The organism is Ehrlichia minasensis (genome assembly GCF_004181775.1).
Taxonomy (GTDB): domain Bacteria; phylum Pseudomonadota; class Alphaproteobacteria; order Rickettsiales; family Anaplasmataceae; genus Ehrlichia; species Ehrlichia minasensis.
Map to the genome: position 1 here is coordinate 15,991 of NZ_QOHL01000012.1, position 12,570 is coordinate 28,560.

At 29.9% G+C, this 12,570-nt stretch carries 11 protein-coding genes and 2 tRNA genes; 6 read left to right on the forward strand and 7 right to left on the reverse strand.

The genetic code is table 11. The features are described 5' to 3' along the window. Positions 1–3: 3 nt before the first annotated feature. The gene (locus DRF75_RS02995; protein ID WP_045170973.1) at positions 4–1,620 is read left to right on the forward strand and encodes a CTP synthase; all 1,617 of its coding nucleotides are present in this window, start codon (positions 4–6) and stop codon (positions 1,618–1,620) included. 367 nt (positions 1,621–1,987) lie between these two features. On the opposite strand, the gene DRF75_RS03000 is transcribed toward DRF75_RS02995, so the two are convergent. Continuing rightward, positions 1,988–2,407 carry a hypothetical protein gene (locus tag DRF75_RS03000; RefSeq protein WP_045170972.1) on the reverse strand — a complete coding sequence of 140 codons (420 nt, stop codon included), beginning with the start codon at positions 2,405–2,407 and terminating at the stop codon, positions 1,988–1,990. Between the two features lie 343 nt (positions 2,408–2,750). Next, positions 2,751–3,836, reverse strand: a complete 1,086-nt coding sequence (gene ribD / locus DRF75_RS03005) for a bifunctional diaminohydroxyphosphoribosylaminopyrimidine deaminase/5-amino-6-(5-phosphoribosylamino)uracil reductase RibD (protein ID WP_045170971.1) — start codon at positions 3,834–3,836, stop codon at positions 2,751–2,753. A 108-nt stretch (positions 3,837–3,944) separates the two neighbouring features. Between ribD and DRF75_RS03010 the strand changes: the two genes are divergently transcribed. Together DRF75_RS03010 and trpS are read left to right on the forward strand one after the other, a co-directional pair. Beyond that, complete coding sequence (locus DRF75_RS03010; protein ID WP_045170970.1) at positions 3,945–4,544, forward strand: nucleotide exchange factor GrpE; 600 nt, start codon at positions 3,945–3,947, stop codon at positions 4,542–4,544. Positions 4,545–4,783: 239 nt separating this feature from the next. After that, positions 4,784–5,785 (forward strand): tryptophan--tRNA ligase, encoded by a 1,002-nt coding sequence (gene trpS / locus DRF75_RS03015; RefSeq protein ID WP_045170969.1) that lies wholly within the window; start codon positions 4,784–4,786, stop codon positions 5,783–5,785. A 577-nt stretch (positions 5,786–6,362) separates the two neighbouring features. On the opposite strand, the gene DRF75_RS03020 is transcribed toward trpS, so the two are convergent. Then, complete coding sequence (locus DRF75_RS03020; RefSeq protein WP_129992636.1) at positions 6,363–6,959, reverse strand: TRP47 family tandem repeat effector; 597 nt, start codon at positions 6,957–6,959, stop codon at positions 6,363–6,365. Positions 6,960–7,206: 247 nt separating this feature from the next. Between DRF75_RS03020 and DRF75_RS03025 the strand changes: the two genes are divergently transcribed. Continuing rightward, positions 7,207–7,294: transfer RNA gene (locus tag DRF75_RS03025), tRNA-Ser, on the forward strand. 434 nt (positions 7,295–7,728) lie between these two features. Here DRF75_RS03025 and DRF75_RS03030 read toward each other — a convergent pair. The 3 genes from DRF75_RS03030 to DRF75_RS03040 all read right to left on the reverse strand — a co-directional run bounded on the left by DRF75_RS03030 (position 7,729) and on the right by DRF75_RS03040 (position 8,487). Then, positions 7,729–7,807: transfer RNA gene (locus DRF75_RS03030), tRNA-Pro, on the reverse strand. Further along, entirely contained in the window at positions 7,798–8,172 is a 375-nt protein-coding gene (locus DRF75_RS03035) for a MerR family transcriptional regulator (RefSeq protein WP_082019996.1), read from the reverse strand. The genes DRF75_RS03030 and DRF75_RS03035 overlap by 10 nt, the downstream gene beginning before the upstream one ends. A 12-nt stretch (positions 8,173–8,184) precedes the next feature. After that, entirely contained in the window at positions 8,185–8,487 is a 303-nt protein-coding gene (locus DRF75_RS03040; RefSeq protein ID WP_045170968.1) for an integration host factor subunit alpha, read from the reverse strand. A 425-nt stretch (positions 8,488–8,912) separates the two neighbouring features. Between DRF75_RS03040 and DRF75_RS03045 the strand changes: the two genes are divergently transcribed. Together DRF75_RS03045 and purE are read left to right on the forward strand one after the other, a co-directional pair. Then, entirely contained in the window at positions 8,913–9,359 is a 447-nt protein-coding gene (locus tag DRF75_RS03045) for a TlpA family protein disulfide reductase (protein ID WP_235424715.1), read from the forward strand. Next, positions 9,349–9,852, forward strand: coding sequence for a 5-(carboxyamino)imidazole ribonucleotide mutase (gene purE, locus DRF75_RS03050; protein WP_045170966.1), 504 nt, complete (start codon positions 9,349–9,351; stop codon positions 9,850–9,852). The genes DRF75_RS03045 and purE overlap by 11 nt, the downstream gene beginning before the upstream one ends. Positions 9,853–10,169: 317 nt before the next feature. Here the strand turns inward: purE and DRF75_RS03055 are convergent, their stop codons facing one another. Further along, positions 10,170–11,453 (reverse strand): hypothetical protein, encoded by a 1,284-nt coding sequence (locus tag DRF75_RS03055; protein WP_045170965.1) that lies wholly within the window; start codon positions 11,451–11,453, stop codon positions 10,170–10,172. Positions 11,454–12,570 lie beyond the last annotated feature (1,117 nt).

Consider the following 12,570-nt stretch of genomic DNA (forward strand, 5'->3'; position numbering starts at 1 on the left):
ATTATGAGTAACCAAACTTCAACTAGATTTATTTTTGTTACTGGAGGTGTAGTATCTTCTTTAGGCAAGGGGTTAGCTGCAGCTAGCATCGGAGCATTGTTACAAGCTAGAGGATTTAAGATCTGTTTACGTAAGTTGGACCCATACCTTAATATAGACCCTGGCACAATGAGTCCAATTCAACACGGAGAGGTTTTTGTAACTGATGATGGAGCAGAAACAGACCTAGATTTAGGGCATTATGAACGTTTCACAGGCGTCAAAACAACAAAAAATGACAACATAACTACCGGTAAGGTATATCATAATTTACTGAAAAAAGAAAGAAGAGGAGATTATCTAGGCCAAACAGTACAAATTATCCCACATGTTACTGACCTTATTAACTCTTTTATTCTACATAACACTGAAGGATTAGATTTTGTCATATGCGAAATAGGTGGAACAGTAGGAGATATTGAAAGTCAACCATTTCTTGAGTCTATAAGACAAATTGGATATAAATTAAGCAAAAATAATACTATATTTGTCCATTTGACTTTAGTACCATATATTGATGCAGCAATGGAATTAAAAACCAAACCTACACAACACTCTGTAAAAGAATTAAGTGCTGTAGGTATACAGCCAGATATAATACTGTACCGCAGTAAAATACCATTATCAAAAGAACAAAGAGATAAAATAGCAAACTTATGTAACGTTTCACCAACAAACATTATTCCTGCATTAGATGTAAAAAATATATATGAATTACCTATTTCTTATCACAATTACAACTTAGACACACAAATATTAAAACATTTTAATGTTAATTCTCCTGATCCAAACTTAAGTAAGTGGGAAAACATACTAAACATATCTCATACACTAACAAGAACAGTAACTGTAGCAATAATAGGCAAATATATCAAACTGCTTGATGCGTACAAGTCATTAATTGAAGCTTTAGAACATGCATCAACTCACAATAAGGTAAAGTTATTGATAAGATGGATAGATTCACGTTCATTAGATAGCAACGGGATTAGTGCATTTGATAATGTTGATTCTATACTAATACCTGGAGGATTTGGTGACGACGGAGTTAAAGGTAAGATCACAGCAATAACACATGCACGTTTAAATAAGATACCCTTTTTAGGTATTTGTATGGGCATGCAGCTTGCCATAGTTGAGTTCGCAAACAATGTAGCTCACTTAGAAGATGCTAATTCTACAGAATTTAACTTATATTGCAAAAACCCTGTAATACACCAATTACCAGAATTACAGCAAAACTTTCTAGGAGGAAGCATGAAACTAGGGTCATGCCCATGCTATTTAGATGCAAATTCTAAAATCTTTTCCATATATCAACAATCAGTAATAAACGAAAGAAGAAGACACAGATACACATTCAATTTACAGTATAAAGACTTACTAGAACAACATGGATTAACTTTTACAGGTAAAGCAAACAATACTGATGATAGCCTAATAGAAGCTATAGAATTAAACGATCATCCATGGTTTATTGGAGTACAGTTTCACCCAGAATTTAAATCAAGTCCTTTCCATTCTCATCCATTATTTATATCACTTATAAAAGCTTCATTGAGTTATCAAGAAACAAAATAAATTACACTATAACAATTCTAACAAAAAATAATTAAAACAATTAGATAAAATTAGATAAGTTAAAGCAGCAAATTAAATATTGATTAACATAAAAACTTCAACCATTTATGCTGCTTTACATTTAATTATATTAAACTACACCACCAGAATAATAGTTAAAAAATTAAAACATATGGAAATCAATAAGCTACAGCACCATAATACTATAAAACAGCATAAATAAACCTATAAAAACTCTTACCAAAACCTACAATTTATATATAATACCAAACTAAAAGAAGTATAAAACTACAAATCATCAGTTGTTAAATACAGGAACAATTGATAAATTTTAGTAAAGAATTTTATGCTTGTTGAATATTATGATTTACATTGCACAATCACAACAGTTGTTATAATACATATTATTATCACAACAATCGTAACAATTTTTATAACAACAGTCGTAATAACTTCTATCATAACAATCATAATAACAACAAGGGCGGCTATAAGACATGTAATGCATAGAGCTTAAAAAGCCACCTAACAATAACCCTAATTGATATGCATCAATAGTCAAGGCATCACCTTGGTGTACTTGCTTTTCCTCATTATGATTTTTTTCCATGTCTAAAGGAAAATATACGCAATCACATACTACATTATCATCAGAAGATATATTTAATTGCGCTTTTTCTTCCTCAGAAAGACTAACTTCAAACTCTTCACCGTGAGAACAATTTGTACAATTATGATAATCTATATAACCTTCATGTTGATCAACATCACTTTGAACGTGTAACATATCTAATACCTTATTTCATAATTAACACAGTGAACATGATTAATATTGCATAACCACAACACTAATTTTGAGTATATACTAATAAGATACAAAAATAAAGCTCTATAAACCCATAACTACCAATTAACATCCTGAGTTAATACATTTTATAGCAACAGTGGATGCAGCAATAGTGGCTTTTAAGGCACTGTTCGTATCAACTTTTTTAATATTGTCAATATTACAAAATTAATATATGAAATTAACATAAAACAACAACTATACATTACTTAATATTACATAACATTTCTACCTTCAATATTTCACTAAGAACATTTAATAACAATTATTACAGTAAAAAACATCAATACCTTCTACAACTTTCCAAAATATCCACAATATCATCATCAAAATATAATGTATTTATTTTTTTAAAATTATAAAGATTCTGTATCGCTAATACATCCAAATTCCCAATGGATGATACTGCACTGGCACCAAAAATCTTATTTGATCTACACCATATAATTCTATCAACCAATTGATTTTTAAGAAGCTCTGTTATTAAAATACTACCACCTTCAACAAATAATCTAGTAATACCTATTTTCATAGCAATTAACTTCATTGCATTTTTCAAGAAATCATCTACACCATTTACTACCAGGTAGTTAGCTTTACACAACTTCACTTTAGAACTATCATCTGTTAAAATATAAGTAGGAATAATATCAGCAGTTTTCACTATATTATGATAAGTACATATCTTTCCAAAGCGATCAATCACTATCCTTACTGGAGAATAATATTCCAACCCAGGAATCCTAACATTTAACATTGGATTATCATAAACTACAGTATTACTGCCAACCATAATCGCATCATACATAGATCTTTGCTTATGCACCCAATTACGTGTTAACTGATTTGTAATCCATTTACTACTACCATTACTTAAAGCTATTTTCCCATCCAAAGTAGATGCTAATTTTACTGTAATAAAAGGCCTATCCTTGATTTTACTAAAAAAGAACCCAATATTGAGCTCTTGAGCCTCTTTATACATGAGGTTACACCTTACATCTATATTTGCATCACGCAGTAATTTTATTCCATTGCCAGATACACGCACATCAGGATCCCTTGCAGCTATTACCATACGTTTAACACCAGCATCTATGAGTTTCAACGCACAAGGCCCTGTCTTTCCATAATGAGAACACGGCTCAAGAGTAACATATACAGTAGCACCCTTTGCTAGACATCCAGCATTATTCAACGCTATCACCTCTGCATGTGGCCTTCCACCCACTTGTGTCCACCCACGTCCAACTATCATGCCATGATTCACTACTATACATCCAACTGCAGGATTAGGGAAAACATTACCAAGGCCACGTCTTGCAATTCTTAATGCCAAAGACATAAATTTCTTATCGTCACGCATCATAAAATATTAACAATCTAGAAAAACTCTATTAACAATAGCTCATAACACTTGATATTTTTTGATAATATTACTATATATTCCTTAGAGTTTATAAACAAGTTTAGAATTATGAGTGATAGTGACAATAACACAAAAAGTCAACAAAACAATACGCCTCAAACTGAAGAAAAGTCGGGTGAAGAAATTCAATCTAACCAGAAACCACAAAGAAAATTTACAGCAGTATTAAACAAGAAAAAAGAAAAATTAAATGAAGATTTATCAGAGCTAGAGAAACTAAAACAACAACTAGCACATTTCCAAAATCAGTTTCGCTTGGCAGTAGCTGACAAAGAAAATGTTAAGCGGATTATGCAAAAAAATATAGATGATACATCTATCTATGCTATTTCTAATTTTGCACGTGATCTATTAAGTTCTTGTGATAATCTAGAAACATCATTAAAAAATTTAAAGGAAGACGACAGTATACATGCTGGAGTATTGATGACTTACAAAGAACTACTCAACACACTAGAACGTCATAACATTACAAGAATAGATCCAATTGGAGAAAAGTTTAATCCGCAGTTTCATAAAGCAGTATCTCAAATGAGTGATGAAGAGAAAGATGAAAATACTATTCTGCATGTTGTGCAACCTGGATATATAATAAAGGATAAGTTATTACGTCCAGCTTCAGTAATAATATCCAAAAAGAGTGATTAAATTCCATTAAACTCAAGCAAATTTATTTTATGCCATTTTAGTGGAGTATTTTTTGCTCTATGTTAATGCTAGTATATGTATACAAGTTTTTTTACTCCTACCCCCTAAGATACTGAAATTAAATCCAAACATACACCAATTAATGCTTGTATTGTTTTGTCCAATATAAAAAAATACGTGCATCACTTATAAATGTACTATAAAATACATCACTTAATTACTATTGAAGGATAACAATTATGTCTATGTCTATTGCTTTATCTGGTATACAACCAACTGGTAGTATACATTTAGGAAATTATTTAGGTTCTATACGTAATTGGGTATCCTTACAAAGTTCATACAAGTGTTTTTTCTTTCTTGCTGATTTACATACTTTAACATCTCAAAGCTATAACCCAGCTGAATTAAAGCAAAACTCGATAAACACATTAGCAACATATTTAGCATGTGGTATTGATCCAAATAAATCAGTTTTATTCATACAATCCTCCATACATGCACATTCAGAATTGTTATGGATACTTAGCTGCATCACTTCAACGGGACAATTAAACAGAATGACTCAGTTTAAAGAAAAAAGCCGTAACAAAGTATCAGTATCTTGTTTGGGTTTATATAGCTACCCAGTACTAATGGCCGCCGACATACTGATATATAAAGCAAATATTGTACCAGTAGGTGCTGATCAAAAACAACACCTAGAACTAACTAGGGATATCGCTACTAGTTTTAATTCTATTCATAACACACAATATTTTCAAATTCCAGAGCCATTGATAGTGCAAGAATCAGCAAAGATTATGAGTTTAAGAGATGGAAAGAAAAAAATGAGTAAATCAGATTCATCAGATCTTACACGTATTAACTTGCATGATAGTAATGATATGATTTCAAAAAAAATAAGCAAAGCAACAACTGATTCTATTGTGGGGTTTGACTTTAATACTCTAGATAGTAGACCTGAAGTTAAAAACCTAGTTAGCATATATGCTACACTTTTAAACATCAATCTAGAACAAGCATGTACTAACATTGAGAATCTAGATACAAAGCAATTTAAAGAACAATTAGCAGAATTAATAATATCTAATGTTGCACCAATACGACAAAAAGTAAAAGAATTTCTTGAAGACCAGGAGCATCTGCATAACATAATAGTTTCAGGTAACAATAAAGCAGCATCTATTGCTAATAAGCACATATTAGAGATTAAAGAGATCGTTGGATGTTGGCTATAAAAACACATTTATTGCTAAGCAGTAAAACTGCTTAGTACATTTAGTTATAATAGCCTCATTTTTAATATGTCTTTTCAAAAGTAAGGTTAATAAGTTGCATATATACAATACAAATCTTATAAACTAAATATAATGTTATAAGTTTGATACATTGGTGAAAGTTATGTTACTTGTATTATAGTTCTATAAAACTTAAAGTATGTACAACTTGATAAGGATAAAATAGCATTAAGTATGCAATTCAATTTTTTTATCTGGCAAAATACATGAAGTATAAAAACATTGAAAACATATGCAAAAAATTTTAGAACTGCATTATTCAGAAAAAAATACACAGTAACATATTGCACGAAGTTATCACAATAACAATAAAACAAATAAAAAGTTTAATTGTTAACTAAACAAAAGATTAACTTAATACTCAATATTACTTATACAAAAAATATTATACCTTTTCACAAGGTTATAATAGCTGTATAAAATACCGAGATTTAGCTTCTATAAGCTTTATAGAAGCTAAATTTTTGAGTAGAAAATAGAAATATTTTACAGGGTATATTTCAGTTATCAGAAGTTATTATAAATCCAACGCTTCAAGAGTCTCAGCACCTAAAAACTCAAATCCAGAAGGTCTGCGACTAGATAATGTTTGTAAACCTGTTGCTGCAGTTTGAGCATCACCAGAAGCTGCAGGAACTTGAGCATCACCAGAAGCTGCAGGAACTTGAGCATCACCAGAAGCTGCAGGAACTTGAGCATCACCAGAAGCTACAGGAACTCCACTTGGTAATAAAACTTGAGATTGATTTACTAGAGAAGTAAGTGGTGTGTTCCCATGCACACAATTATTACAAACACCTTCAGCATGCATAGAAATAGAGAAGTTTGGATGATTATTAACATCTAATTCATGAAAAGGAGCCATTGGATCAACTATGAAAGAAGCACTTAAACTACGATTCTTCATATCAAAGCTAAAGTCTTCAGCTTTTACACCATGTAAATCTGATATTACATGACCATTGTTTTTAAATAAAATATGATAACCATGACTACCATGGCTGCCGATCTCAAGTTGTAGATCACCACTTGTAACAACAAATCTTTCACCTGAATGTATATGAAAATCATTAGCAAAATCAATACCTGTAATTTCTGTTGTTAAATGAAGCATACAATAACCCATTAGTATAAATAGCATGCTTTATTATACATTTTAGTGTGTTAATTTTGTTTTAAATTAATTTTTGTCACAATATAAAAGAAACACACTATATTGATTAATAAATTTATATGTAGCACCATTACAGATATTTTACATTAACAACATTACCTTATTAGCATATAGAATAAATTATGATCTATAGAATCTCAATTAAAGAGATATTGCATGATTTTAAATATTATGTTACAAGTAAATCGGATGGATGGCCGAGCGGTTTAAGGCACCAGTCTTGAAAACTGACGTACGTTAATAGCGTACCGTGGGTTCGAATCCCACTCCATCCGCACCTTTCTGGTATTATCTTTCTTCTTATTTATCGTATATCAGAAGTTGTCATTCTATATGACTGAAAAAACAGCAAAAAATACTATTATTATCCCAAAGGAATTATTAAGTGCATTTCCACATAAAATCAGTACAAAAACTACAATGTATTTCCCAAACAACTACTATATAATTTACTATCTAACAAAAGCTTTCTTATTATTTCAATTAGCAGCTTATTAATAATCTGTTGTAAAATTAAAAAAACACCTAACTCAAATAACAAAGATTTCAAACAGCACAACAAATTACATATACTTACACAAAATTAGAAGAATTAACAATTAAATAACTTAACATAAAAAAGCTACATATATGACTAAGATTACAAAATACTAGCACAACCATAGCATCATTAATTTTGTCAAATTATATATAGCATAAATTGAAAAAATGGTCGGAATGATGGGATTCGAACCCACGACCTCCAGCCCCCCAGACTGACACGCTAAACCAGGCTGCGCTACATTCCGTCAAACTTTTTCAACAAATCATTTCTTAAGTGCAACATATCATTTAGCAAATTTACCAAACCTTCTCTATAGACATTCTGCGTTATATTAGCATTACTTTTATCAACATTAGCAGTTTTTTTATTAAGTTCCTGTTGTACACCTTTAATTTTATATCCCTTATCGTACAATAAATGTTTAATATATTTTAAAATATCAACATCAACTTGTGTATACAACCTTCTACCACGACGCTTGATAGGATTAATTTGAGGGAATTTTTCTTCCCAAAATCTTAACACATACTGTTCAACATTTAAGCACTTTGCAACTTCACCTATTGTCTGAAGCTTACAACTACTTTGCAATAGCTTCTTTCCACTCATCAAATTCACCTTTTATTCCATACTATCATCACCATTAATCGAATGTTTAACAAGTATAGAGGGATAAAATGATACAGTATTACGTTCTTTAATAACAAATGCCTCAGCAGTTTTCGGGTTACGCCCCATACGAGCTTTTTTCTTATAAGACTTAAAAGTACCAAAAGAAGATATTTTCAATATATGATCTCTAACTAATGCATTTATCATCTCATCTAAAACCTCACCAACAATAGATGCTGCATCTTCACGAGATAGTCCAACATCTCTGTTAATTACTTCTGCTATCTTCGACTTAGTAAGAGTTTGAGTCATATTATAAATAACTTAAAATTTAATGTTTTTTATTCTATATTATAAGATAAAAAGTTCAAGCTTATATTCTAAAAATATACACAATAATATTAACAAAAAACTGCAACATATCTCATTTGTAACATAAAAAACATATTATTCTTCACAACACTATCACAAGTATTATAATTTCACTTATGCTAGACCAATAATAAGACATTAAGCTATGTAAAACTATCATCTTAAAATAATACTGATAAAGTAAAATTATCTTTTAATAATCAACAATTTAATATTATACACTTACATACTTAATATAAGTATCACACATATAATAGGCACAGCTCATGAATAACAAACACTTTATACTTTTTACATTCATTATCTCTTTATTCGCTTTACTTACCTTCAACAAAATATCTTCTTACTATAAAATACATAGTAATATGCCAGATACACTGGTAAAAATTAAGGAAATCAATTCAGCCCAAGCATTATCAGATACGTTCAAAATAACAGATTCTAAAATAAATGTCATAGTAATTTACACATCTTGGTGTAGCAGTTGTGTAAAAAAGATTCCAGAAATCAATAAAGTCATCTCTGATTTTGACAACATCAATCCTATCATCATTTCACTAGACGAAAATAAAAATAAGTTACTATCTTTTCTATCTAAACAAGGTACTCTCAACTTCACACCATATAACGTACCACCAGGTTATCTAAAAAATCTATTGTCATATTTAACCAACAAAGGTATAGTTTTCAATCATCATATTCCTTATATAGCAGTCTTATATAATGGAATGCATCCAATAACTAATATAAATAATGCAAAACAGCTAAAATTAACAATTCAAAATCTTATAGAGAAACACCATGTCAATTAACCAAAACACAGTAGACGTCGCAGTAATTATGGGTAGTCAATCAGATTTTTCAACAATGAGCAATTCAATCTCAATATTAAAAGAGCTCAATATAACACACCAAACAATGATTATATCTGCACACAGAACACCGGACAGACTTTACACATTTGCAAAATCTGCAGAAGATAATGGGTTCAAAGTAATTATAGCAGGAGCAGGAGGAGCAGCCCATTTACCAGGATTAGTAGCATCCTTAACACATATACCAGTTATAGGAGTACCAATAAAAAGTAGTAATTTAAACGGAATAGATAGCTTGCTATCAATAGTACAAATGCCTAAAGGAGTCCCTGTTGCAACAATGTCTATAGGATTATCAGGAGCATACAATGCAGCTATCATGGCAGCATCTATTTTATCCCTAGAAAATGATAATATTAAAAACAATCTAAAAACATGGAGAAAAAATTTATCTGATTCAGTAAAACTGACGCCAGAAATATTATTATAAGTTTTATAAAAAATTGTAGTAGAAAAGCTTTTACCTATGTTGTAAATTGAAATACATCCAGATTATTTAATCTACATCACATGACTGAAAGACATAATAATAATTTTTTTTACATCTCAAGCATTATACAATTTTTAACTAAATCTAAAAATCAAACGCTTATACATAAAACACACATACTATCATAAATTACTATAACAAATCAGCAAATACAGCTTCCTATAGGATTTTCACTTTGTTATATATTAGAAATATTTAAACAATATTAAGAACACAATTAATACAGTAAAGATAAGAAATTTACTAGAAAATTTATATTATTGAGATTGAGCATTATTATGTGCCTGATCTGATACATTAGTATCTTCAAGCAATAAGGTAGGATATAACTGAGTACTAGAACTAGAGCTACTAGAACTATCTGACATTTTCTGCAAACTACTAGTAAGATTTTCCTGAACAAAACTTTCAATATCAGTACTAGCATCAGCAAACCTGGAAGCACGTTTTACTGTTAAAAAGCGCAGTACACATATTTGTAATAATGGTAATTCTATTCTTATCAGCTTTTCTAACATATTTTTATCACTACCACTATAGCCATCTATTCTTCTAGAACTAGAACATAAAAATTTCCCTATATCATTTGCCATCATCTGCAGTAACTGCATAAATTCTACTGTAGCATGATCAGTCTTCTGTGCTTTCGTTAATGATACATTGACACTTTCCTGTAAACACCACAAATCACGAAGCATAGCTGATTTCAGAATTGATGGCTTTTCTACTAAAGCATTCCGCACTTGATCTACAAAAGGTCTCGCCTTACTTGTTATAATACTTAAATTAGCATCAGCAGTTAAATCGGCTTGTAAAGCTCGAAGCATTGATACCTTATCATCTACTTTTATCAATTCTGAACTTATTGTGCTTTCAATAGCAAGTAACAAATTATCACATGATTCCGTCAACTTTTGACTATCAGAACATAATCCATTAAGTTGTAACGTTATATCTTCAACTACATGCTGTACCTTCGTGATACTAGACGTCACTCCACATGTAGCTGAATTAACAGACGCTAAAACAGATTTACATTGTTCTTCAACTTTAACAAATTCATCACTACATTGTTTAACAAAATTACTGTATTTTATTTTGAATTTTTCAAGTGTAGATTCTAGCTCACCTATTTTACTACTGTTATAATCTAATTCACGTTGTAAAGCATAGTATGCTTCTTGAAGAGTACCAATAACATCAACATTTTTATTATTTAACTTCCGCTTTACTTCTTGAGTTTCACATACCTTATAAATCAAGAAAAACAACAATAATATAGCAGGAATAATAACGACTAATGCTAATGAAAAAGGTAAATTATCGCCACCGAATAACTTAGCCTCTCCTCTAAATATTGTGAGAAAGAGTTTCCTATCACTATATAATACTATGATAGATAGTACAGTAATAATGGCAGTCATCAATATACAACTACCTAACATAAAGTGATATCTTGATGATAATTTATGATCATTGTTAAGTTTAGCATAACTGCTTAACTTTCTATCGATATAAGTAAAATAATCCTTCCCTAGCATATAATTTTACAACTATTAATTAAACATACATGGTACTTAATAAAAATTAATATATTTACTGAAAATATAGAAAAACCTTATTCCATTATATAATAAAATAACGTAAACTGCAAGCTCTACACAATAACACTACTAGCAATTTTAGTCTGATTATCAGTAGGATTACTTAATATCACAACATTATATAACCTATTAAGTTGAATCATAAATAAGCAATTCTTTATTATTGTGTTGTGATTGCACAAATTGTATAACATATACATAACTACTCGTGAAATACATTGCATAAACAAATCACAACAACTCTTTCAAAGCTCACCAGAAGTACATAATACACGAAATAAAAGCACTTTTTAACTGCCCTTACCTCACTAGGTATTCTATACAACATATACGATATCAAAGGAATATATAACTAAACAACAATAACACAACAGATAAATGATAAAATATTCCATTGCTTGACTGCATTTGAAATATAAATTTTGCTTTTATTAATATAGACTTTAATTTCTTTACTTGACTATTATTTTCAAACATGGAAAACTTTGAGCAAAATAAATGTAACCACATTACTTAACAAGACATATTATCTCTGTCAACATCTGATGTACTAACACTGTTCATCTATGCATACTAGCTGCATCTACTTCAATCTATCTATCATGCTATCCACAAATTAAGCAAAACTATTAATCACACCAATTGTATTACTTAATAATTTTCTATACATTTCAGGTATTTTACCTATACAACAACTACTGATCACTTTTTTCAATCTTGATCAATGTCAGTTTAACAGTAGATACTTTTTTATAAGTATGTGGAATCAGACAGCAAGAATAGATTTTTAACATATCTGTATTAATATATAACAAAAGTTTTTAACAAATCAGTGCAAAACTTTTCCACCTACAAAACACAATGTCATATTTCATCATTAGGATTTCAATAACTATTAGAAAACATACTAATGCACTAACTGTGTATTCAAAAAACAACTTCGTTAATGATTTCATATTACTACAGCAGGTTATAATTTTGTATTATGCAATATAAAACATTGACACACTTTTAAAGATTTTAACTAACTATGTAACCTAAAAAAACTCATAAA

Bases quoted from the DNA above. Each gene is read 5' to 3' on its own strand.
- DRF75_RS03055 (WP_045170965.1), bottom strand. From the start codon at position 11,453: ATGCTAGGGAAGGATTATTTTACTTATATCGATAGAAAGTTAAGCAGT.
- purE (WP_045170966.1), top strand. From the start codon at position 9,349: ATGTCAATTAACCAAAACACAGTAGACGTCGCAGTAATTATGGGTAGT.
- DRF75_RS03035 (WP_082019996.1), bottom strand. From the start codon at position 8,172: ATGAGTGGAAAGAAGCTATTGCAAAGTAGTTGTAAGCTTCAGACAATA.
- DRF75_RS03010 (WP_045170970.1), top strand. From the start codon at position 3,945: ATGAGTGATAGTGACAATAACACAAAAAGTCAACAAAACAATACGCCT.
- DRF75_RS03000 (WP_045170972.1), bottom strand. From the start codon at position 2,407: ATGTTACACGTTCAAAGTGATGTTGATCAACATGAAGGTTATATAGAT.
- DRF75_RS03040 (WP_045170968.1), bottom strand. From the start codon at position 8,487: ATGACTCAAACTCTTACTAAGTCGAAGATAGCAGAAGTAATTAACAGA.
- DRF75_RS03045 (WP_235424715.1), top strand. From the start codon at position 8,913: ATGCCAGATACACTGGTAAAAATTAAGGAAATCAATTCAGCCCAAGCA.
- DRF75_RS03020 (WP_129992636.1), bottom strand. From the start codon at position 6,959: ATGCTTCATTTAACAACAGAAATTACAGGTATTGATTTTGCTAATGAT.
- trpS (WP_045170969.1), top strand. From the start codon at position 4,784: ATGTCTATGTCTATTGCTTTATCTGGTATACAACCAACTGGTAGTATA.
- ribD (WP_045170971.1), bottom strand. From the start codon at position 3,836: ATGATGCGTGACGATAAGAAATTTATGTCTTTGGCATTAAGAATTGCA.
- DRF75_RS02995 (WP_045170973.1), top strand. From the start codon at position 4: ATGAGTAACCAAACTTCAACTAGATTTATTTTTGTTACTGGAGGTGTA.